21 protein-coding genes and 1 pseudogene are annotated in these 21,182 nt (G+C 55.6%); 15 read left to right on the plus strand and 7 right to left on the minus strand.

The window, feature by feature from the left end; all coding sequences use genetic code 11:
- Window positions 1-12 precede the first annotated feature (12 nt).
- Together FQ185_RS05890 and FQ185_RS05895 are read left to right on the plus strand one after the other, a co-directional pair.
- The gene (locus tag FQ185_RS05890) at window positions 13-786 is read left to right on the plus strand and encodes a DeoR/GlpR family DNA-binding transcription regulator (protein ID WP_149416687.1); all 774 of its coding nucleotides are present in this window, start codon (window positions 13-15) and stop codon (window positions 784-786) included.
- 429 nt (window positions 787-1,215) lie between these two features.
- Window positions 1,216-2,829 (plus strand): Fic family protein, encoded by a 1,614-nt coding sequence (locus FQ185_RS05895; protein ID WP_149416688.1) that lies wholly within the window; start codon window positions 1,216-1,218, stop codon window positions 2,827-2,829.
- A 56-nt stretch (window positions 2,830-2,885) separates the two neighbouring features.
- Here FQ185_RS05895 and FQ185_RS05900 read toward each other — a convergent pair whose 3' ends face one another.
- Complete coding sequence (locus tag FQ185_RS05900; RefSeq protein ID WP_149416689.1) at window positions 2,886-3,179, minus strand: DUF3077 domain-containing protein; 294 nt, start codon at window positions 3,177-3,179, stop codon at window positions 2,886-2,888.
- A 325-nt stretch (window positions 3,180-3,504) separates the two neighbouring features.
- Between FQ185_RS05900 and FQ185_RS05905 the strand changes: the two genes are divergently transcribed.
- Window positions 3,505-3,690 (plus strand): hypothetical protein, encoded by a 186-nt coding sequence (locus FQ185_RS05905; RefSeq protein WP_149416690.1) that lies wholly within the window; start codon window positions 3,505-3,507, stop codon window positions 3,688-3,690.
- A gap of 53 nt (window positions 3,691-3,743) precedes the next feature.
- Here the strand turns inward: FQ185_RS05905 and FQ185_RS05910 are convergent, their stop codons facing one another.
- Entirely contained in the window at window positions 3,744-4,067 is a 324-nt protein-coding gene (locus tag FQ185_RS05910) for a helix-turn-helix domain-containing protein (RefSeq protein ID WP_149416691.1), read from the minus strand.
- A gap of 221 nt (window positions 4,068-4,288) precedes the next feature.
- On the opposite strand from FQ185_RS05910, the gene FQ185_RS05915 reads away from it, so the two are divergent.
- The 11 genes from FQ185_RS05915 (at window position 4,289) to FQ185_RS05965 (ending at window position 16,451) form a co-directional block, all read left to right on the plus strand.
- Window positions 4,289-4,510, plus strand: a complete 222-nt coding sequence (locus FQ185_RS05915; RefSeq protein WP_149416692.1) for a 4-oxalocrotonate tautomerase family protein — start codon at window positions 4,289-4,291, stop codon at window positions 4,508-4,510.
- Window positions 4,507-5,163, plus strand: a complete 657-nt coding sequence (locus FQ185_RS05920) for a DsbA family oxidoreductase (protein WP_149416693.1) — start codon at window positions 4,507-4,509, stop codon at window positions 5,161-5,163. Before FQ185_RS05915 ends, FQ185_RS05920 begins: the two co-directional genes overlap by 4 nt.
- A gap of 43 nt (window positions 5,164-5,206) precedes the next feature.
- A complete protein-coding gene (locus FQ185_RS05925) occupies window positions 5,207-5,917 on the plus strand; it encodes an SDR family NAD(P)-dependent oxidoreductase (RefSeq protein ID WP_149416694.1) in 711 nt (236 codons plus the stop codon).
- A 444-nt stretch (window positions 5,918-6,361) separates the two neighbouring features.
- Window positions 6,362-7,048, plus strand: a complete 687-nt coding sequence (locus FQ185_RS05930) for a hydrolase (protein ID WP_149416695.1) — start codon at window positions 6,362-6,364, stop codon at window positions 7,046-7,048.
- Window positions 7,049-7,093: 45 nt separating this feature from the next.
- Entirely contained in the window at window positions 7,094-7,669 is a 576-nt protein-coding gene (locus FQ185_RS05935; protein ID WP_178113496.1) for an antibiotic biosynthesis monooxygenase, read from the plus strand.
- Between the two features lie 137 nt (window positions 7,670-7,806).
- Entirely contained in the window at window positions 7,807-9,645 is a 1,839-nt protein-coding gene (locus tag FQ185_RS05940; RefSeq protein ID WP_178113497.1) for an amidohydrolase, read from the plus strand.
- A complete protein-coding gene (locus FQ185_RS05945) occupies window positions 9,620-11,254 on the plus strand; it encodes an MFS transporter (RefSeq protein ID WP_371926594.1) in 1,635 nt (544 codons plus the stop codon). The genes FQ185_RS05940 and FQ185_RS05945 overlap by 26 nt, the downstream gene beginning before the upstream one ends.
- On the plus strand, window positions 11,251-12,027 hold the full coding sequence (locus FQ185_RS05950; RefSeq protein ID WP_149416697.1) for an alpha/beta fold hydrolase: 777 nt from the start codon (window positions 11,251-11,253) through the stop codon (window positions 12,025-12,027). Before FQ185_RS05945 ends, FQ185_RS05950 begins: the two co-directional genes overlap by 4 nt.
- A gap of 73 nt (window positions 12,028-12,100) precedes the next feature.
- The gene (locus FQ185_RS05955) at window positions 12,101-15,115 is read left to right on the plus strand and encodes a sensor histidine kinase (protein ID WP_149416698.1); all 3,015 of its coding nucleotides are present in this window, start codon (window positions 12,101-12,103) and stop codon (window positions 15,113-15,115) included.
- A 4-nt stretch (window positions 15,116-15,119) separates the two neighbouring features.
- Window positions 15,120-15,758 (plus strand): response regulator transcription factor, encoded by a 639-nt coding sequence (locus FQ185_RS05960; RefSeq protein WP_149416699.1) that lies wholly within the window; start codon window positions 15,120-15,122, stop codon window positions 15,756-15,758.
- Window positions 15,759-15,896: 138 nt separating this feature from the next.
- On the plus strand, window positions 15,897-16,451 hold the full coding sequence (locus tag FQ185_RS05965) for an AraC family transcriptional regulator (protein WP_149416700.1): 555 nt from the start codon (window positions 15,897-15,899) through the stop codon (window positions 16,449-16,451).
- Window positions 16,452-16,467: 16 nt separating this feature from the next.
- Here the strand turns inward: FQ185_RS05965 and FQ185_RS05970 are convergent, their stop codons facing one another.
- The 5 genes and pseudogenes from FQ185_RS05970 to FQ185_RS05990 form a co-directional block, all read right to left on the minus strand.
- Entirely contained in the window at window positions 16,468-17,790 is a 1,323-nt protein-coding gene (locus tag FQ185_RS05970; RefSeq protein WP_256730375.1) for an OprD family porin, read from the minus strand.
- A gap of 279 nt (window positions 17,791-18,069) precedes the next feature.
- Window positions 18,070-18,258: pseudogene (locus tag FQ185_RS05975) on the minus strand (site-specific integrase); the annotation flags it as partial.
- Window positions 18,259-18,435: 177 nt separating this feature from the next.
- Window positions 18,436-18,729 (minus strand): antibiotic biosynthesis monooxygenase, encoded by a 294-nt coding sequence (locus FQ185_RS05980; RefSeq protein WP_149416702.1) that lies wholly within the window; start codon window positions 18,727-18,729, stop codon window positions 18,436-18,438.
- Between the two features lie 42 nt (window positions 18,730-18,771).
- On the minus strand, window positions 18,772-19,746 hold the full coding sequence (locus FQ185_RS05985; RefSeq protein WP_149416703.1) for a zinc-dependent alcohol dehydrogenase family protein: 975 nt from the start codon (window positions 19,744-19,746) through the stop codon (window positions 18,772-18,774).
- Between the two features lie 61 nt (window positions 19,747-19,807).
- Window positions 19,808-20,110, minus strand: a complete 303-nt coding sequence (locus tag FQ185_RS05990) for a helix-turn-helix transcriptional regulator (protein WP_095195290.1) — start codon at window positions 20,108-20,110, stop codon at window positions 19,808-19,810.
- 442 nt (window positions 20,111-20,552) lie between these two features.
- Here FQ185_RS05990 and FQ185_RS05995 point away from each other — a divergent pair, with 442 nt between their 5' ends.
- Window positions 20,553-20,999 (plus strand): N-acetyltransferase, encoded by a 447-nt coding sequence (locus tag FQ185_RS05995; protein WP_149416704.1) that lies wholly within the window; start codon window positions 20,553-20,555, stop codon window positions 20,997-20,999.
- The last annotated feature ends 183 nt before the right edge of the window (window positions 21,000-21,182 follow it).

The following is a 21,182-nucleotide window of genomic DNA, read 5'->3' on the forward strand; positions in this document are numbered from 1 at the left end:
GCGAGACCCGCCATGAAAGCATCCGAACGCCACCGCGCCATCCTCGATCTCGTACGCATTGGCGATGCCAACGTCGAGCAATTGAGCGCGGCGCTCGGGGTCTCGGAAGCGACGGTGCGGCGCGACCTGACCATGCTCGCCAAACAGCGGCACTTGGTGCGCACTTATGGCGGCGCGACTGCCGTGGTGGGCGTTCATGAGCCGGAAGCTTCGCTGGAAGAACGCAAGACGTCTCAGTGGGAGCAAAAAGACGCCATCGCCCAAGCAGCGGCGGCTCACGTTCAGGATGGCGATACTGTGCTGCTCGACGGCGGCACCACGTGTGCTGCGCTGGCCCATCATCTTTGCTCGCGACAAGACGTGCATGTAGTGACCAACAACTTGCTCGCCGTCATGACTCTGGCCAATGCGCCGGGTGTGCGCCTGACGTTGATCGGCGGTGATCTGCGCGGTTCGAGCATGAGCACGCTGGGGCCGTTGGCGGAGCTGACGTTGAGTCGGTTGAGTGTCGACAAAGCCTTCCTCGGTGCTGACGGCGTGGTTGCCGAGTTTGGATTATGTGAAGCGAGTGCGCAGCAGGCGTATTTGAAGGAATGCATCATCAAACGGGCCGCGCAAATTGTGGTGCTGGCGGATACCGATAAATTGGGGCGCGCGAGGCAGCAGCATTGGACGCCGATTGAGCGGGAGTGGCGGTTGATTACCGGTGCTACGGCGGATGAGGCGGCGCTTGCGCCGTTCTATGCACTCAAACAAATCACCGTACAAACCGTGATCGTCGCTTGATTGCATCCCCCCTGTGGCGAGCAAGCTTGCTCGCACTGGTCTGCGTAGCGGCCCCAAAAAATCCCCACTGAAATGATCAAACCCCCCAAAAAGACCCCGACCGATTCGGGGCTTTTTTTGAATGAAAAAGGGGCGGCTTGCGGGTTTCAGTGTTTGAGGACTCCGTGAGATTGTCCGTTTCCGGAACGGTTTTATGCAAAACGCCTGATTTATGATCGTTTTTGAGCAAATAAAATCGTTTTTATGCGTTTGGGGCAAATTCGACGGTGCCCAATTCAATCGCGGAGCTCAATTTGATGGGCTCTTAATGTTCGTTTTTATGCATTAGCACTGAAAAATAATCATTTTTATGCAGCGGAAGCTGATTTTGATCGTTACTCTTCATTTGTAGGTGATTTTGATTGGTCAAGCTTTTACAAGGAGTGTGACGTGAGCGAGTTTCCCGTAGACCCCATCGGTGCTGCCTGGCTAGCAACGACATTCGACGTGAGGCCGATGGCACGGCTACCCGTGTTAAGTCAGGTCGGTAGCCGACGGTCAACTCAGGTCGAAGACGGGTTTCGTCTTGAGACCTATACGGAAAACATGCGCCCCGATCCGGACTTTTCATCCCATCTGCAATTTCACCTGCGGCATGAAATCCCGAACCTTGAGTTCTTGAGCCAGCTGTTTACCAAGGTGGGTCCTGCACCGGTACAAGGCTGGTTGAATGACGAGCCCACCGGCCAATATGCCCGCAGGTCAGCATTCTTGTTTGAATGGCTCACTGGCGAGCAGCTACAGGCGCCAGAACCTATAGGCGGTAAGTATGTCGACGCCATCAACGCCGATCTAATGGTGGCGGCTTCACCTGAAGAGGCGGTGAAAGTGCCGCGTTGGCGAGTGAATGACAACCTGCCTGGCACGAGCTACTTCTGCCCAATTGTCGTCAAGACTGCAGCAGTCAAGTCAGCAGCGGACCTTGATGTGCCTCACCTCTTTGGCCAACTGACCGCAGAGTTTGGCGAAGCGCTTCTGCTGCGCGCCGCCGCATGGATGACGCTCAGGGAAAGTAAAGCCAGCTTCGCCATTGAAGGGGAGGCGGATCGTTCTACGCGTATCCAGCGTTTCGCAGATGTGTTGGCGCGACGAACCGGTCAAGGCGAACTGCCGCTCACCGATGCTGCACTGGCTGAGATGCAAGAAGAAATCCTTGGCGCAGTGACCACACTGACACGTCTGGGGATTCGGCAATCTCCGGTGTTTGTTGGCGAAACGGTCCGCTATCAGGAGATTGTCCATTATGTCGCTCCCCCGGAGAGCGATTTGGAGCGGATGCTTGAAGGCATTCGCGTCTTTCTGAATCGTACTCAAGGGCAGTCCCCGGTCATGCGCAGTGCTGTAGCAGCGTTCGCTTTTGTGTATATCCATCCGCTGGCCGACGGCAACGGCCGGGTCCATCGCTTCCTGATCAATGACATTCTGCGGCGTGATGGGGCCATTCCAGACCCGGTGATTCTTCCGATTTCAGCTGTTATCACCGACGACTCTGCTGAGCGACGTCTTTATGACAGCGTGCTGGATCAGGTTTCAAAACCGCTCATGCAAGGCATACGAGACCAGGTAGCATTCGCCAACACTCGTACGCAATACCCTGACGGCGTGGTCTCGAATATTGAATTCACAGGCCAGGATCAGGCCCGCCCGGTGTGGCGCTATCCGAACCTGGGGCCACACGTTGTTTTCATGTCTAACGTCATTCGCCGCACCATCACCGAACAGATGCGTGAAGAGTCGCGGTATTTGCGCAGTCACATAAGGGCCAGGCAGGCAATCAAGGAGGTCGTTGAGATGCCTGATCAACAAGCTGATCGGCTCTTGCGATCCATTGAGCAGAACGAAGGGAAGCTGAGCAACGTATTGGCAAAGGAAATGCCTGTGCTGGCAAGGCCGGATATTTGGGCCGCCATTATCGAAGCTGTGGCTCAGTCGGTTCGGGGGGAGGAGCCGATGGACAGTAGCGTGAGTGATCGATATCACCCGAATCAGCCAGTGGGTCGATGACCGACTTACGCAAAAAGCCCCGATTGATTCGGGGCTTTTTCTTGTGTGCGATTTGTTTAGGGCGCGACGTTACTGGCTCGGTTGTTACCCGGTGCATCGAGCACCTTCGCTACGTCATCGATGATCGCCTTACTCATATCCTGCAAAAAATGCGACGCCCAGGCATGCCGGTCGGTGTCACGAACCATGGCGGCGTCAGATGCGAGAAGTTTGGCGATGTGGAGCAGGTCGGAGGCGTGGGAGAGGGCCTGGATAACCGGAACGCCGGCGTTGATGCGGAACAGCGGTTGGTTGCCGTGGAAGGAGAAAGGGGTGAGGCCGATGGTTTTCAGGTCTTGGGGGTTGGTCATTGGGCACCTCCGGTTTTTGGGCGGTGGTGGGCGTAACCCGGTGTGGCAGTAGCGAAAATTTTGAATGGATTGCGGGCATGCATAAGGAGAACTCCGGTTAGTTTCTGCATCGAATTCGAGTTCTCAGGCCCGGTCGCTGAATTGGCAGCGACGCGTCGAAGGTAGCTTGCGGTGGGAGGCCGCGCAATCGTGGCTAGGTGGTGGCGTGGGTTGAAGGTTTAGTGTTTTTTATGGCTGGGCAGTAATTATGAGTCAGCCATAATTATTCATAATTTGAAGAAGGCATGCTGATGGCTTTGCCGACTTGTTGAAGGAGATATCCGGAATGGACATTGAATTGGATCAGTTTCAAAAGGATTTGCTGGAATCTGTATGCGAAATGAATGAGAGCCAAGCGCTTCCAATCGCTGAGGGGAGGCCGTTAACGAAGGAATGCATCGACTCGCATATGTCGTCTCCAGCGACACGTTTTAATAACGTGTCGCTGAAAGTGAAAAAAAGCGACACGTAACAAGACGGACTACATCGGAAGGGGCTGAGCCCTACAGCAAAATCGCACAACGTCTAGCAGGCTTTTGCTTGTGAAATTACGATCTGAGGCAAAGCTCCGGCATCGTTGGACGGCAAGGTAAAAGTCGTTCGAAATACGAGTTTATCCAGCATGTCCGTCATTGCATCGATCGTAAATTTCTCGATCTTGCCAGTGGTGAGTTCTGAGACGCGTGATTGGGTCACATTTAACCTGGCTGCAGCCTCACTTTGTTTGAGGCCCAGGGTTTTGATGTAGTCAGTGATGAATATCGATAGCTCCATCTTCAACGCTGTTTTGCTAGCGACTTCGCTGTCATACGTGGCATGGAATGGGCTGTCGAAAAATTGAACTGCCATGAGCGTCTCCATCCGTTGAGTTATCTAAAATTTGCGATAAACGCAGGCTAGTCGATTGATCGTTTTTGATGCAAACGTATTGTGTCTGCGAGACATAACCCATTACACCACGTAACTAATGATGTTCCCGCCCCCACCTTTATCCCCTCCAGCTAACTCCATACATTGAGCTCCAACGCCTACCCATTCATTCCGAAGGGAAGGTCACTTGGAGATTCCTCATGCCTTTCGTAAGCGTACGCATCACCCGCGATGGCGTTACCTCTGAGCAGAAAGCTCAGGTGATCGCCGAAATCACTGAAACCCTGCAACGCGTCCTCAACAAGGACCCGCACCTGACCCACATCGTGATCGAAGAAGTCGACACCGATAACTGGGGCTACGCCGGCATCACTACCACCCAGTACCGCAAGCAGCTGGCTGAGGGGGAGGGGAAGTCATGACCGCGACCGTCTCCATCGATTTCATCTCCGACGTGGTGTGCCCGTGGTGCGCCTTGGGCGCGACGGCGCTGGAGCAAGCGATCGAGAACGTGGCCGGTGAAGTCTCGGTGGCGCTGACTTACAAGCCCTTCGAGTTGAACCCGGACATGCCGGCAGTCGGCGAAAAAGCGGTTGAGCATTTGATGCGCAAATATGGACGAACCGCCGAAGACGTCGCCGCCGGTAAAGCGATGCAGATCGCTCGCGGTGAGGCCATTGGCTTCAAGTTCGATCTGGAGAAGCGCAGCCACTTCTACAACACGTTTGATGCTCACCGGTTGTTGATGTGGGCGATGCAGGAAGGGCGGCAGGTCGCACTGAAGAAAATCCTGCTGCGCGCTTATTTCACCGACGGCCGGAACCCGAGCGATCGCGAGACGCTGGTGGGTCTGGCTGCTGAAGCGGGGCTGGATGCGGCGGCGGCTCAAGAGGTGTTGGCGTCCGGCGCGTTCGCCAAAGAGGTGCGTGAGCTTGAAGGGTATTACCGCCAGCGCGGCATCAATTCGGTTCCGGCCATGGTGCTGAACGGTCGTCACCTGGTGTCCGGTTCGCAGTCGGTCGAGTACTACGAACAGATGTTGAGACAAATGGCGAAGGCCCCCGCCGAAGCCTGATTACTTACTTTTTCAAACCATCATTTATTAGTTGAGGTTCATCATGAGCAATTCGAAAAAAGTCATCGTAATTACTGGCGCCTCCCAAGGTCTCGGCGCAGGCATGGTCAAGGCGTTCCGTGATCTGGATTACAAGGTTGTCGCCACTTCGCGTTCGATCAAACCGTCCACCGACCCGGACATCCTCACCGTGGCAGGCGACATCGGCAACCCGGAAGTCGCCCAGCAAGTCATCCGTGAAGCCATCGCACGTTTCGGCCGCATCGACACCCTGGTCAACAACGCCGGGATCTTCGTTGCCAAGCCGTTCACCGCGTATACCCAAGAAGACTACGCCGCGGTGCTGTCGGTGAACCTGAACGGTTTCTTCTACATCACCCAACTCGCGATCACCGAGATGGAAAAACAAGGCAGCGGCCACGTCGTCAATATCACCACCAGCCTGGTGGACCATGCTATCGATGGCGTGCCTTCCGTACTGGCTTCGTTGACTAAAGGTGGATTGAACGCGGCAACCAAGTCCCTGGCCATTGAATACGCCAAGCGCGGGATTCGGGTGAATGCGGTTTCTCCAGGCATCATCAAGACGCCAATGCACGGCGAGGAAACTCATGAAGCGCTGGGCAATCTGCACCCGGTTGGGCGTATGGGCGAGATCAGCGACATTGCTCAGGCGGTTGTGTATTTGGATAGCGCCAACTTTGTCACCGGCGAGATCCTGCACGTTGATGGTGGTCAGAGCGCGGGGCACTAAGACTGCTTTTCCAAACCCCGGAAACAACAAAGCCCTCGTATTTCTACGAGGGCTTTGTTTTGTCTGGTGCCGGCGCCAGACGGAAAAATAGATCCGTCCCAAGATCCGTCCCCTTTTTTCTACTCTTCACTCTGGCACAGCGATGTAATTATGGGCAGGGGCGTCCATCCCATTGCTTACACTTGGGCTGGGGTCAAGCGGTCGTTTTTTTATCCGTGGCGAAGATGATCAGATCCTCCCGCTCGCCGCTTCTGCTATTGGCCGCAGGGCTGGTCAACGATGCCATCCTGGAAGTCTACTTGGCGGTTCGCATGGGCTGGCACAGGTTGATGCCAATCACACGATAGTCCCAACATCAGAAGGTAATCCAATAATAAGCGACGGTACTTTGCGACTGTGAACGGGCGCTTCACACCCCCCCTTACTTGTAAAACGGTGAGCACAATGCAGAACCCGAAGCTTGAAGTCTTGACCCCCAGCAACTCTCAGCTGATCTTCATCGACCAACAGCCGCAAATGGCTTTTGGTGTGCAGAGCATTGATCGGCAAACCTTGAAGAACAACACCGTAGGCCTGGCGAAAGCGGCGCGTATTTTTGGCGTGCCTACAATTATCACCACTGTCGAAACCGAAAGTTTTTCGGGTCATACCTATCCCGAACTGCTGGAGGTATTCCCCGATGCGCCCATCCTTGAGCGCAGTTCGATGAACTCCTGGGATGACCAGAAAGTGCGCGATGCGCTCAAGCGTAACGGGCGCAATAAGGTGATCGTTTCGGGGCTTTGGACAGAAGTCTGCAATACCACGTTCGCACTCTCGGCGATGCACGATGCCGGGTACGAAATCTATATGGTCGCTGACGCTTCTGGCGGAACGAGCCAGGCGGCACACGATTATTCAATGCAACGGATGATCCAGGCGGGTGTGGTACCTGTCACCTGGCAACAAGTGTTGCTGGAGTGGCAGCGGGACTGGAAAAATCGCGACACCTACGACCAGGTCATGGCCTTGGCTAGAGAGCATTCAGGTGCCTACGGCATGGGCATCGATTATGCCTACACCATGGTGCATAAGGCAGAAGAGCGGGTGAAGCACGGCCCCACGCTGGCGCCGGTTCACGCTGATATCTAGGCCATTGCGGGGCGGCCCTGGCCGTCCTGATTCGGGAGCCTCCCTATGATCCAACAGTTGCCCGACATTGTGACGCTGGTCGTGCGCCACTGCGTGCGGACCGTGCAGCTTGAGCCATATGAAGCCTGGTTACGCCGAACCATAGATGCTGCAAAGCAGTTCGAAGGCCACCTGGGTGTAGATGTCATGCGTGCCCCAGGTGCAGGTTTGGCTAGCTTCACTATCGTATTGCGTTTTAGCACTACCCAGCGGTTGCAGGCATGGCTCGATTCGGTCGAGCGCCAAGAGCTGATCAATGAGGCGCTTCCGCTGCTGGTAGAAGGTGATCAGACAGGTGTCAGTACGGCAAATGAATTCTGGTTCAGCCCGACCGAGCAGCACACGCAACCGCCGCGTTGGAAACAGGTCTGCGTAACCTTTCTGGTGATCTTACCTCTCAGCCTACTGATTCCCCTGACGTGGCGCCCAGTATTCACAAACATCCCCTGGCTGGGTGGTTACTTTGCCAGCAACCTTCTGATCACAGCCACCATTGTTCTACTGGTGGTTTACGTTTTCATGCCCATGGTCACCGGCTGGTTCGCTGGCTGGCTAAGTGACGATGACGGAGCGAGGTCATGACAAATAAACCAACAGACCAGGGCCGGCGAGGGTTTATCGCCGCTGGATCTTTGATCGGCGCTGCCGGCGCTCTGTGGTCGACGTTTCCGTTTGCAGCAGCCGCAGGCTCAACGTCCTCAACTATCTCAGGAGGCAACATGACTGCTGACATCATTTTCTACAATGGCGATCTGCACACGGTGGATAGAGAAAAACCGCGAGCCAACGCCGTGGCGATCAAGGATGGCAAGTTTGTTGCTGTCGGCAGCGATGCCGAGGCCATGGCGTTTCGTGGTGCCGCAACCCAGGTTGTTGATTTACAAGGGCGCACGGTGATCCCCGGGTTAAACGACTCTCACCTTCATCTGATCCGTGGTGGCCTCAATTACAATCTGGAGTTGCGCTGGGAAGGGGTGCCTTCGTTGGCTGATGCGCTGCGTATGCTCAAGGTTCAGGCAGACCGCACCCCCACGCCGCAATGGGTACGGGTGGTAGGGGGATGGAATGAATTCCAGTTTGCCGAACGGAGAATGCCAACGCTCGATGAGCTTAACCAGGCTGCACCGGATACGCCGGTGTTTGTTCTGCATCTGTATGACAGGGCTTTATTGAACCGCGCCGCGTTACGAGTGGTTGGGTATACGCGCAACACGCCCAATCCTCCGGGCGGCGAAATTCAGCGCGACGCCAATGGCGAGCCGACCGGGATGTTGGTAGCGCGACCTAATGCGATGATTCTCTACTCAACGCTCGCAAAAGGTCCGACGCTGCCTATCGAATATCAAATCAACTCCACGCGCCAGTTCATGCGGGAACTGAATCGGCTGGGTGTGACCAGTGCCATCGATGCGGGTGGTGGCTTCCAGAATTATCCGGATGATTACCAGGTGGTGCGCGACCTCGCGAAGAACGATCAGCTTACGGTGCGTATCGCCTACAACTTGTTTACCCAGAAACCCAAGGAAGAACTGGCAGACTTTCAAAGCTGGACCAAGCAAGTGAAGCCTGGAGATGGCGACGATTTTTTCCGCCACAACGGTGCGGGCGAAATGTTGGTGTTCTCTGCGGCAGATTTCGAAGACTTTCTTGAGCCGCGTCCGGACCTTGCGCCGCAAATGGAGGCGGATCTAGAGCCAGTGGTGCGTCACTTGGTGGAACACCGTTGGCCGTTCCGCTTGCATGCAACCTATGACGAATCCATCTCGCGCATGTTGGATGTGTTCGAACGGGTCAATCAGGATATTCCCTTCAACGGTTTGCCATGGTTCTTCGATCACGCTGAAACCATTACCCCGCGCAACATCGAGCGTGTGCGAGCTTTAGGTGGAGGCATCGCAATTCAGGATCGCATGGCATTCCAAGGTGAGTACTTTGTTGACCGCTACGGCAGCAAGGCGGCGGAGCAGACGCCGCCGATTCAACGGATGCTCGCCGAGGGCGTACCAGTGGGTGCGGGCACTGACGCAACGCGGGTATCCAGTTACAACCCCTGGACCTCGCTTTACTGGTTGGTCAGCGGTAAGACCGTGGGAGGCATGGAACTGTACCCTGAAGGCTTGTCCCGCGCAGTCGCACTTGAACTCTTTACCCATGGCAGTGCTTGGTTTTCGTCGGAGCAGGGCAAGAAAGGCCAACTAAAAGTAGGCCAGTTGGCAGACCTGATCGCGCTTAACGCCGATTTTTTCAACGTCGAGGAAGAACAGATCAAGTGGATGGAATCGGTGCTGACGGTGGTCGGTGGCAAAGTGGTTTATGCCACTGGGGAGTTTAGGCCGTTGTCCCCCGGTGAAATACCCGTGATGCCGGATTGGTCCCCCGTGGCGCTTGTGCCTGGGCATTGGAAACCAAGCGCTCCCCTGCAGGCAAGCGTTCATCAATGCTCGGGGCCTTGTGCTGTTCACGCACATCAGCATGGCCGAGTGAGGACGTCATCAGTCCCGATCAGCGATTATCAGGGTTTCTGGGGCGCTTTTGGATGTTCGTGCTTTGCGTTCTGATAACGTGACATCGGCCCCTGTTGCATCCGCCTGGAGCCCGCTGCGCCATTCCACCTTTCGCTGGATCTGGATCGCGAGCATCGCCTCAAACATCGGCACCTGGATGCACGAAGTGGGTGCAGGGTGGTTGATGACGAGTCTTTCAGCAAATCCGATTGCGGTCGCTTTGGTGCAAGTGGCCGGAGCCGCGCCGATGTTCTTCCTGGCGTTGCCTGCCGGTGCTTTGGCAGATGTGATAGACAAAAGACGCTTTCTGCTGGCAGTCCAGCTCTGGATGGCGGCTACGGCGCTCACTCTGACGTTATTGACGGCTGCGGGGCTGGTGACGGTGCCCCTGCTGTTGGGCATCACTGCCTGCATGGGTATTGGCACAGCGTTGATGATGCCCGCCTGGTCGGCACTCACCCCGGAGTTGGTCGGCAAGTCAGAGCTGCCCGCTGCCATAGCGCTGTCCAGTGTCGGGATCAACGTCGCTCGGGCAATTGGTCCGGCCATCGCCGGGATACTGATCAGCCTCAGTGGCCCGTGGCTTACCTTTGCGCTGAACACAGTATCTTTTGTGGCGGTAATTGCGGTGCTCTTCTTCTGGAAAAGACAAGTCGAACCCTCTGTGCTGCCGGCGGAACGCCTGGTAGGTGCAATGCGCGCCGGGTTGGTATTCAGTCTTGAGTCGCCCCCGTTAAAACGGGCTCTGGCGCGAACGTTCGCGTTCTTCCTGGGCGCTAGTGCCGGAATGGCTCTGCTTCCCTTGCTGGTGCGTGGCGAGATGCAGGGCACCGCCATGGACTTCGGGCTTTTGCTGGGCAGCGTTGGGGTTGGCGCCTTGGTCGGGGCGGCGGCATTGCCAGCGATTCGCTCCCGCATCAGCAACCACTTGCTGGTCATTGTCGCCAGCCTGGTTTACGCCGGGGTGTTGGCCGCGCTGGCATTGCTACGCGACCTGATCTGGTTAATACCGATCATGGCGTTCAGCGGTGCGGCCTGGATTGCTGTGCTATCGAGCTTGCAGATCGCCGTCCAGACCTCAGTGCCTTCCTGGGTCAGGGCGCGAGTACTCTCGGTCTATATTCTCGTATTCTTCGGCAGCATGGCTGCAGGCGGAGTGCTGTGGGGCGCCGTCGCTAGCCACTACGACATAGGCTTCGCGTTGCTTTGCGCCAGTGTCACTCTGATTGTTGGAATGCTCTTGACGCTGCGACTGACGTTGCCGGTGACCGAGGCTGAAGACATTACTCCTTCGCTGCATTGGCCAGCACCCGCCCCGCCGAAGGAAGAGGACAGCGATCGTGGACCGGTGATGGTGACGTTGGAATACGCTATCAATCAAGCAGATGCCGAGCAGTTCACGCGGGCCATGCAAGAGGTCCGGGCGATGCGCAGGCGCAGTGGGGCGCTGACGTGGGGACTGGTGCAGAACACCGAGACCCCTGATAACTGGTTGGAGTTCTTTGTTGATGGCTCCTGGCTGGAGCACATGCGTCATCATGGGCGTGTCACCAAGGCCGACCAGCGTATCGAATCAGCTGCGCGACGTTATCAGCAGCCGGGCGTGGAGCTTGTGATAAGCACCACCTCATGCACGCAGCGCGTCGCTGATTACCGGCCGTGAGTTACCAGGTCTGTTTTATTCAGGGCGACTGGTTGGCCTCGGCGGTATGGGACAAATTCGAGCGCCACTTCAAGGCCTGTGGCTACGCCTGCTGTGTCCTGTCGTTGCCAGCCCAAGGCGAGCAAGGTTGGTACCGAGTTCTGCACGGCAAGGATGCCAGATCATCGCCCCTTAAATGTCTGGTGGACTTCTACGCTGAACAGATTGCTGCCTTCCCGGCACCGCCTGTTCTGATTGGCCATGCGCTGGGCGGGCTGGTCGTTCAACTGCTGCTGGACCGTGGTCTGGGGGTGGCGGGCATCGCGATAGCTCCGCGCCGACCTCAGCGGGTCTTTCCGGACATTCTTTCGTTGCTGCAGATACTGTCGACAAGAGCTGAACGGCTGCAGGGCATGCGCTTTCTGCACATGACGCCTGCGCAATTCTCCCGCCGCATGGGGCATCCGGCATCCCGGCAGACAACCGGTCCGCTATATGAACAGTTTGTTGGTAGAGTCCCGCAAAAACTGATGACAACGGTAGCATTAGGCGTGGGTAGCAGACTGCTCTTCAACCACGAGCGCGGGCCCTTGTTACTGATTTCCGGTGGCGATGATCGTATGGTTGCCAGTTCTGTAGTTTTGGCCAACTATCTCTATCAGAGACGGTCGTTGGCGCCGACAGATTTCATCTCGTTTCCCGGCTACGGGCACCTGCTCATAACGCAGCCGGGTTGGGAGCATGTCGCGGATCGAATCATTGAATGGCTTCAGCGACAGTTGGGCCGGTTTTGATGCCCCCCATATGTAGTACTCAATACAAAACGCGTGCTAGCGCGTGCCGTAGGTGCATTCCTTGCGAATATACGTGGTTTTGCTGCTGAGCTTCGTGCTTGGTAGCCTTGTGTGCTCAAGTGTAGCGGCGGGCATCTCGGATGAAATGGACCATCGCCGCTGGACCACCAGCGACCAGGGCCCCAGCTCAGTGGGAGCGCTTGAGCAAACCGCTGATGGATACCTTTGGTTGGGTACTCATGATTCCTTGTATCGCTTCGATGGTTTTGAGTTCGAGAAATTCGCGCCTGCTGACGGTGAGCAGCTAGGCGTGGTCTCGGCGCTTCTCAGCTCCAACGAAGGTCTGTGGGTGGGGTTTCGTACCGGTGGGGCCCGTTTGATCAATGCAAACGGCGTGATTCAACCGGTTGATCCAGGCCTTCCGGGCGGAGTGGTGTACAGCTTGGCCGAGGACCAGCAAGGACAAGTTTGGGTCGCAGCGGATGATGGGCTCGCCCGACATGACGGTGCGGGTTGGCACTTGGTTGGCAAGGAGGCGGGCTTTCCCGACCGCCATGCCCGAGCGGTGCACGTGGATGCAGAGGGCTATGTCTGGGCAGCGAGTGAAGAGGCAATATATACGCTTCCCCCAGGGGCATCTGCGTTCATGGAGATTGGCATCAAGAGTCAATCGATCAGCAAAATAGTATCGTCCCCTGCAGGCGACATATGGATAACTGATCGTTCCAGGGACCATCTACTGCGTCTGAAAAAAACAGGCTATGCCGACATTGAGTTTGAAGAGATACCGGCATCACGCACGGTCAGTATCGTTCTGGACGAGCAGGGAGACGCTTGGCTGGGCACGCTAGGATCCGGTGTGCATCACTTGGTTGCCGGGGAGCCGCCCAAGTCTGCCGAGGATCAGGGTGCAATCAACTCATACACCGTTCGCGATGGACTCAGCTCCGACAATATATTGGCCCAGCTAATCGACCGTAATGGCACCCTATGGGTGGGTACGGATGCGGGCCTGGACCGACTCAAGCGTAAAACACTGTCTCACCTCGCTCTGCCTAGCGGCGCAGGCAGTCATGCATTGGCAGTAAGCGGTGATGGTTCGTTATGGATCGGCTCCGACAAAGGCCAGCTAATGGGCCTTCGAGGCGACAGCCATTCCACCTTTGAGTTGGATATGCCTATCACCACATTGGTAAATAGTCAGCAACACGGCTTGTTGATTGGTGGGTATCGGGGGGTTTACTCGCTTTCAGGCGATGGTCCGGTGCGCATCGCAACCTTACCTGTCGAATCCGCCCGCGAGGCTGCCATAAGGGCGATGACGGTAGGAAAGAATGGGGATATATGGGTCTCAATCAACCGTGCAGGGCTTTTCGTATGGGCTGATCAGCAATGGCGACGTACTGAGCCGGTCAGTGATTCCGAACGGCAGGTAATGCCTGTCAGCGCGTCCCGAGACCTGACGGGCAAGCTGTGGTTCGGCTACCGGGATAATCTTCTGGTGTCCGTTGATGAGCAGAAGACCGTACGCTGGAGCGACCAGCAAGGTTTGAACATCGGCCATGCCACGGCGATGCTGCATTTGCCCGGACGCACCTGGGTAGGTGGTCAACATGGCTTGGCGTATCTCAAGGATGGACGCTTTCATCGCCTGGATCTACCGGCTGCCGGACCCTTTCAGAATATCTACGGGCTCGTTGCCGTACCGGCTGATAAAAACGCAGCCGAATCCGGGATGGATATCTGGGTACACAGTCGCGGTGGCATCTTCAAACTGCCTGCAGCAGAGATCGAGCGGGTGATAGCGGGCGGTGACACACTCTTGTACAGCTCGCACGATCACATTGGCCGGCTGCCCATGGATCCATTCAAAGTATTGCCGTTGCCCACTGCGGTCTACACGGACGAAGGCTTGCTATGGTTCACTACCGGAGACGGCGTCGTCCGTGTTGATCCATACCAGCCACCGGGTATGGCACTACCACCCGCCGTCACGATCAAGGCGCTGACAGTCGATGGAAATGATTTTGATATCTCCGCCGCCCCCGTTCGGTTATCAGCTGCGCCGAAAAAGTTGGTTATTACCTATTCAGCTCTGAATCTCGCCTCACCAGAGACCATGCGCTTTCAATACCGGCTGAATGGCCATGATTCGCAATGGGTCGACGCTGGGCGCTCCAGGCAAGCGGCTTTTTCACGCCTGCACCCGGGTGATTACGAATTCCAGGTCCGTGCGCTTGGCGAGAATGGGCATTTCAACCCCCCTGACGCGGGGTTAACCGTCAGCATTCCTCAGGTTTTCTATTTACGCCCAGGATTCTTGCTGATCTTTTCAGTAGCGCTGCTGACGTTTGTGTTCTGGATATCCCGCGTTTATACACAACGGGAAAAGGCAGCCCTTAGGACCCGCCTTGAGGAGCGCTTTCAGGAGCGCGAGCGCATCGCGCGCGAGTTGCATGACACCTTGCTGCAAAGCGTTCAGGGAATGATGCTCAGCTTTCAGGCGGTCGCGGACAGTCTGCCGGAGGGATCCCGTGCTCGCCATTCGATGGAGCGGGCGCTGGACCGGGCCGAGCAGGTGATTGCTGAGGGCCGCGACCGAATCACAGGTTTGCGTGGCCAGATGGCGCCATCTGAAGATTTAGCCGTTGCGTTTCAAGCTTTAAAGCTGGAGGCCGGCGTTCCTTTTTCTGCAACCTACCACGTTAGCAACTTGGGTGAACCGCTGGCGCTGCTGAACGAAGTTCGTGATGCTTTTTACCAGGTGGGCAGAGAAGCGGTTTCCAATTCGCTTCGCCATGCGCAGGCTACTCGGATTACCGTTACCTTCACCTACGCGCCGGGCACGTTCGAGATGCTTGTTGTCGACAATGGGGTGGGCATTGATCCGCTCTATCAGAGAATGCACGGGCGGCCTGAACACGGTGGGCTCAGAGGCATGTATGAACGAGCCAGTAGAATTGATGCAACCCTGGCGATAGTTAGCAACCCCCAGAGCGGTACGCGCATTACTCTCTCACTGCCTGGCGCCGCGGCCTATGAAAACTCGGTTGGCCGTAAACAGAATCGCTCGAGCAGGGCAGGATAAACCTATGGTAGATCACAAGAGGCCCATCACCGTGCTGATAGTGGATGACCATCCGCTGATACGGGAAGGTATTGAAGCAGTAGTGGGTGGTTATGACGATATCACCGTGGTGGGGGGAGCCTCTAACGGGCTTGAGGCAATCCGGTTATACCGAACGACGCAACCAGACGTCACGCTTATGGATGTACAGATGCCTGAGCTAAACGGAATTGGCGCCATCAGCTCCATCATGTCCGAGTTCCCGCAAGCTCGTATTGCTGTGCTCACTACCTACCGAGGGGATGTAAGGGCGTTACAAGCCATCAAGGCGGGGGCGCGAGGCTATCTTTTGAAAAGCACGTTGCGCCATGAGCTCATTGAAACCATACGTGCCCTGGCCGCCGGCAAACGCCGCTTCCCCCCAGAAATCGCGGCGGAATTGGCGGCTCACATGGACCAGGATGGTCTCACCAACAGAGAGGTTCAGGTGCTACAAAATGTCGCCGAAGGCTTGTCGAATAAGGAGACAGCCCTTGCACTGGCAATAGGTGAAGACACGGTGAAAGGGCATCTGCGAAATATAATGGAAAAGCTGGAAGCTCATAATCGGACTCACGCGGTGACTATCGGTATCCAGCGAGGGATTATCGATCTTCCGCAATAAATACCCCCCCTTTAGTGTTGGTTAATGCCAACTCGTTTGGGGCTGTGCGAGGCCCCGCCACAACACCATCCTGTGCTACCCCATGGTGACGAGTTAAACGCGCCACCAAGATTTGATCCCGGCCTAGGAGCGTTAGCTATGAACGGGAATACCAGCGCAGATTACTTACTGGACAACACAGCCTCTGGTGGTCCCAACTATTTGAAACAGACGAGGCAACTGCTGACGTTGTTGATGGAGGCGGAGCGAGCCATTCAACGTGATCCGGACATCGCTTCGACTTATCTTAATCAGGCAATTGACTTGCTGGCAGTCGACAGTCAAAGCAGACCTTTGCCGAACAGAAACAGGGGGGGGTTGGCTCGATGGCAAATCTCCCGTGTAAACGAATACATAAATGAGCATGTCGACCATTGCATACGAACAACTGAACTGGCTTCGTTACTGAGTCTGAGCGTCAGTCATTTTTCGCATGCGTTCAAACAGACGACCGGAATGACTCCGCTGATGTATGTGACCGCCGCACGAGTGGAGGCAGCACGGCAATACATGCTGTGCTCAGCGCATTCCTTAAGTGTCATTGCGCTTAGCCATGGATTTTGCGACCAGTCGCACTTTTGCCGAGTATTCAGGCGCGAAACAGGCTTGTCGCCGCAAACCTGGCGAAAGCTGCATGCTGCAACCCCACTTTGACCCTCGCTCTACATGTTTAAAACCGCCCAAACTTGAGTGGGTATTCGATAACAATATAGATCCTGTCGATGTCGTCACCGCCTTGGGCGCTGTTTGCCCGATGTACCACGTGGGACAACTGAAAAGACAAGTCTTTGGCCGGCCCTGACTGCAGCACATACCGAAGGTCGATATCGCGTTCCCAGTGTCGTCCGCCATCGCCTTGTTGAGGAGCGTACTCTCCGGTCGATTCGTCGAAAGGGTTATAGCCACCGCCTTTGGGCGCGTGGGTTCCGTCGATACCGCGCCCGGCGACGTAACGAATCATGAATTTCAATCCAGGTATGCCGTAGCTGCCCAGGTCGAGGTCATAACGGGCCTGCCAGGAATGTTCATGGGGGCCATTGAAGTCGGCATACTTGATCGAATTGGCAAGGTAAATGGAGTCGCCGCCGATAAAGTCGAATGGGGTGTTGCCGTTGATCTTTTGGTAGGCGAGGGTGAAGGCATGAGTTCCGGCGGTGTATTTGCCAGCCAGGCTGTAGGCCGTGTTATCGATGGCTCCGGCCACGGACTCGCCATAATCTCTGGTGTGATAAACGTTACCGTCGACGAAGAACCCGGACTGCTTCAGGTGCAAGTTGGCATAGTATTGGTGCCAGGTGTCGCTCAGCTGTGAGGCATAAAGCGCACCGCCTACCGGGCGTTCTTCAAACAAGTTGGCGCCAATGAAATCGATGCCGCCCGTTCGGGAGCTTGCACCATAGCCGGAGAAATCGCCTTTACGGGTCGATGCGTTCTGATTCTTGAACGCCGTGAAGTGACCTGCCAGCACATGCATGTCATCGACTTCACGGCTATCCAGTAGCAGGCCAGTGGCGTACTCGGGCTGCAGGCGTTTGTCCGCCGTGTCGAATACCGGCGTTTGCACCGTCATTTCACCGAACGCCAAGGTAGTGCGAGAGGTGCGCAGCTTAAGGGCGCCGCCGCCACTGGAATAATTGTCTTCGCTACGACCCTCTTGATCGAGTGGCAGTAATCCCGTCCCGGAATGCCCCTTGCCGCCGTCCAGTTTCAAACCCAGAAACGCATGGACATCAATGCCAAAACCAATAGTGCCAGAGGTAAATCCGGACTCGAACGACGTAATGTACCCTTGGGCCCATTCCTGAATGTGGTTTTTGCCTGAGGGCGAAGGCGACCGATAGTCATTGCCGAGGTAAAAGTTTCGGCTGAGCACTTCAAGTGAAGAGCCTTCTCGAAACCCTTGTGACGGTTGTGCAGCCTGCGACGCCAAGGCTGTTCCATTGGGGGCGCAGATGACCAAAAGAAGCCCGCAAGTGACTCGCAGTTCAGTCACGTTTCTTCGTCCTTGAACGGCAAATAGGGCTCTCGATGCAGCCAGCATGGATTAAGTCGCCGGCTGGCGTTGGCAGCACAACCAACTCGTCTCCCTTCCAAGGCAGAACCAAGGTGTACTGCTTGCCGTATTATTCGTCGCTTGCATGTCCATAGCCTCACAGAAGTCGAAGAAATGGTCGCGCATTTTGTAACGCCAGAATTGGACAGACGTACGGTTTTTTTGGATGGCTGTGCGGAATTACCAAAATGAGCCGCCAGAGAGGAGGAGGGTGAAGCATTAGACTCGTCGGAGTTCGTCCGTGGTCCGCTCCAGGTCATGCCCACGCATCTCCACCAGATAAGCCAAAAAACGGTCGGCAAAGGTGTGGCGAAAGTCATGCGTGGAAAGTGTAAGCAACAACCCCGGATGAGCCAGTTCAATGGTCATAAACAGCCGATCAAGGACGTTCGACAACGCACGGATCGACCAGCTTGCCGACTTGATGGCCGCTTTGGAGCCAGATAGCGCCCTTGATCGGCCGAAAGTTGTCGGTCATGAACGTCTGTTTCCCACAACGGCTATTTGCTTTAAGGCCACAAGTCTCTTAAGGCAATGGCAGCACCCATGCCAACGGTAGTGTTTTGATCATCATGTTCGTCAGTCCTAAAAGTTTCCCCCCTCAATATGGAAGACCTTCGGTTCGTCCGAAAAATATTCCTCTAAGCCCATCATGAACAGCCGATGGTCTTCACTCGCTTCGAAGCCCGGCGTGTGATCTTCGAGTGATTGCCACCTTACTATCAGGTTGAACATCTCTGGGCTTTCGATCCCTTTCGCGAGTAGGTGGCCGCCGTAACCTTTGGCGCGTCTGAGCAAAGGAGCGACCTCGTCAAATGCACTTCGGAACGTTTCAATGCGTTCTTTGTGAACCGGGAGCAGAGCGATTTCATAAATCATGACGTTCCTCGAAACTGAATTAAGCGGTTAAAAAGTGCGTATTTACGGGATGAGCGATGACTCGACTGCAATCACGATTTTTCCTTGAAGGCCGTTGTTGGGGCTTTCCAGCCGCGCATGGGCGAGTCCAAGGTCGGCAAGCGAATAGACCGCGCCAACGTGCGGGCGTAGCTGACCGCGCTCTACCAATGTGCTCAGCTCATCGAGCTTGCCGCGGTTTTGTCGGGTGAACACAAAGTGATAACTCGCGTTCTTGCCCCAGGCCTGAACGAGGTTCTGTGGCTGGGCAATGTCCACAATCGAGACCACGCGGCCCAGTTGCGCGAGCACGTCGGGGCTGCGCGCCAACGTGTTGCCGCCGATGGTGTCGAACACCACATCGACTCCGCGGCCATCCGTTTCCCGATTGATGGCGTCGACGTAATCCTCTTTTTCGTAATCGATGACCACATCGGCCCCCATGCTTCGTGCGAACTCAAAGTTTGCTTCGCGCACGGTCGTCAAGACCCGCGCGCCGATGGCTTTTGCCACCTGGATCGCTACATGACCTACGCCTCCCGCGCCGCCGTGGATCAGAATGCTTTCCCCCACTCTGAGCGCCGCACGCACGGTCAGTGCTTCCCACACCGTCCCGCCCACCAGGGTCAGGCTTGCCGCTTCAAGATGGCTCAGTGATGGCGGCTTCTTCCCGATGATGCTTTCGTCCGCAACGTGGTACTCGGCATAACTTCCGGGGCCGTCGAATATTTGCGGGGTGTACCAGACTTCGTCGCCGGGAGCGAAAGCCGTCACACCCGGCCCGACTTCTTCGACAACGCCCGATACGTCGTGTCCGGTAATCGCCGGCAGCGGCACCAGGTCGGCATAATCGCCACGTCGAACCTGATAATCCAAGGGGTTGATGGAGGTTGCGTGTACCCGCACCAGGACTTGTCCCGCACGCGGCACTGGCTTGGGCACGTCGCAGAGTTCGAACGATTCCGGGCCGCCAAATGATTTAAGCATCATCGCTTTCATTAAAAATCCTCGCATCGACAAAAAGGGATATCGAGATATATCGATATCATGTGGTAAAAAATTACAGATCTTTCCCTATGATCTCGGCAAGCGCACTGATGGTAGCTTCATTGCGCTTGTAGTAGGTCCACTGCCCGATGCGTCTGACCTCGACCAGGCCCACTCGTTGCAGAGTTGCAAGATAACCAGACACCGTTGACTGCGACAGCCCGATACCTTCTTGAATACTACTGACGCAGACCCCCACCGTGAGAACGTCACCTTCATCCTGCGGAGGGAAGTTCTTTACGGGGTCCTTCAAGCCTTTCAAGATTTCAAGGCGTGTAGGGTTTGAGAGGGCTTTGAATATTTCGAGTAATTCCATGAGCGCATGATATTGAGATTTACCGATATGTCAATACGAGAGCCAACAGAGGACGAAATACGCATGGTGGTGATTTTTCCCCGGGGGCTTTATGGCGATAGGTTGAAGGCGCCGGCCGACGACCTCGACTGACCGCTTTTGGCCGATTGTTGCCCTTCGCGAAAGGCTGAAATCGACCGATTGTGTTGAAAAAGTCGGCGTCGATTTCCACGGCAGAAAGGTACGCGCCTGAGATTGAAATCTGTAATTTACGCAGAGGGTTCAGGGCTCATATTTAGCGTAGCAGCGTGCAAAAAAGGCATTTTCACCGCTCAATGTATGGGTAGCCAGGCGGCTCGACTTTTTCAACACAATCGGGCCAGAAGCGGTCACTCGCAGACGCTTTGGGGTATGTACGAATTGAACCATCGAAGCTTCACCCCCCCTTCACTGAGGATCTCCAATGACAAACCAATCCCCTATTGTCGAGGTGGTTCAAGAAACCGATCCTATGCTGCTCAAATCTTTGAATGGCCTTCTCCCACAGCTTTCCAAAAACGCTCAAGCGATGACAATGGAAAATCTGAAGCAGATAGTGAATTCAGAGTGCTCCGACTTATTGGTAGTTAGAGCAGCAGGTGGAGGAAGCATTTTAGGGGCATTAACCCTAATTCATTTTCGCATTCCGACAGGCATTCGAGCCTGGATCGAAGACGTCGTAGTAGATGCCAGTGCTCGAGGTCAAGGCGTCGGCAAAGCGCTCATACAAACAGCAATTGAAAAAAGCTATGACCTCGGTGCGAAAACACTGGATTTAACATCCAACCCAGACCGTGAATCTGCCCATCGTTTATACGAGGGGACAGGATTCTCGGTGCGCACAACGAAGGTCTACCGGCATATCAAATGACGAATACATAGTCCTTCAACGCATGGCGATTATTTATGGGGACAGTAGCGTCCTGAACAGCTGCTTTGGGTTGAAATCAGCCCTTCAAGGCAGGCAGTAGTCGACCCAGGCTGTGTGAAAACGCACTAAATACGTCGAAAACCGAGAGGCGCGAAGATTGCCTGTGAAATCAGCGGGCCGAAG

Source organism: Pseudomonas sp. ANT_H12B (assembly GCF_008369325.1).
Lineage (GTDB): Bacteria > Pseudomonadota > Gammaproteobacteria > Pseudomonadales > Pseudomonadaceae > Aquipseudomonas.

Excerpts from the sequence above, each read along its gene's own strand:
- FQ185_RS05990 (WP_095195290.1), bottom strand. The coding sequence starts at position 20,110 with ATGGAATTACTCGAAATATTCAAAGCCCTCTCAAACCCTACACGCCTT.
- FQ185_RS05925 (WP_149416694.1), top strand. The coding sequence starts at position 5,207 with ATGAGCAATTCGAAAAAAGTCATCGTAATTACTGGCGCCTCCCAAGGT.
- FQ185_RS05940 (WP_178113497.1), top strand. The coding sequence starts at position 7,807 with ATGACTGCTGACATCATTTTCTACAATGGCGATCTGCACACGGTGGAT.
- FQ185_RS05905 (WP_149416690.1), top strand. The coding sequence starts at position 3,505 with ATGGACATTGAATTGGATCAGTTTCAAAAGGATTTGCTGGAATCTGTA.
- FQ185_RS05900 (WP_149416689.1), bottom strand. The coding sequence starts at position 3,179 with ATGACCAACCCCCAAGACCTGAAAACCATCGGCCTCACCCCTTTCTCC.
- FQ185_RS05915 (WP_149416692.1), top strand. The coding sequence starts at position 4,289 with ATGCCTTTCGTAAGCGTACGCATCACCCGCGATGGCGTTACCTCTGAG.
- FQ185_RS05920 (WP_149416693.1), top strand. The coding sequence starts at position 4,507 with ATGACCGCGACCGTCTCCATCGATTTCATCTCCGACGTGGTGTGCCCG.
- FQ185_RS05890 (WP_149416687.1), top strand. The coding sequence starts at position 13 with ATGAAAGCATCCGAACGCCACCGCGCCATCCTCGATCTCGTACGCATT.
- FQ185_RS05985 (WP_149416703.1), bottom strand. The coding sequence starts at position 19,746 with ATGAAAGCGATGATGCTTAAATCATTTGGCGGCCCGGAATCGTTCGAA.
- FQ185_RS05930 (WP_149416695.1), top strand. The coding sequence starts at position 6,362 with ATGCAGAACCCGAAGCTTGAAGTCTTGACCCCCAGCAACTCTCAGCTG.
- FQ185_RS05995 (WP_149416704.1), top strand. The coding sequence starts at position 20,553 with ATGACAAACCAATCCCCTATTGTCGAGGTGGTTCAAGAAACCGATCCT.
- FQ185_RS05965 (WP_149416700.1), top strand. The coding sequence starts at position 15,897 with ATGAACGGGAATACCAGCGCAGATTACTTACTGGACAACACAGCCTCT.
- FQ185_RS05980 (WP_149416702.1), bottom strand. The coding sequence starts at position 18,729 with ATGATTTATGAAATCGCTCTGCTCCCGGTTCACAAAGAACGCATTGAA.
- FQ185_RS05935 (WP_178113496.1), top strand. The coding sequence starts at position 7,094 with ATGATCCAACAGTTGCCCGACATTGTGACGCTGGTCGTGCGCCACTGC.
- FQ185_RS05960 (WP_149416699.1), top strand. The coding sequence starts at position 15,120 with ATGGTAGATCACAAGAGGCCCATCACCGTGCTGATAGTGGATGACCAT.
- FQ185_RS05910 (WP_149416691.1), bottom strand. The coding sequence starts at position 4,067 with ATGGCAGTTCAATTTTTCGACAGCCCATTCCATGCCACGTATGACAGC.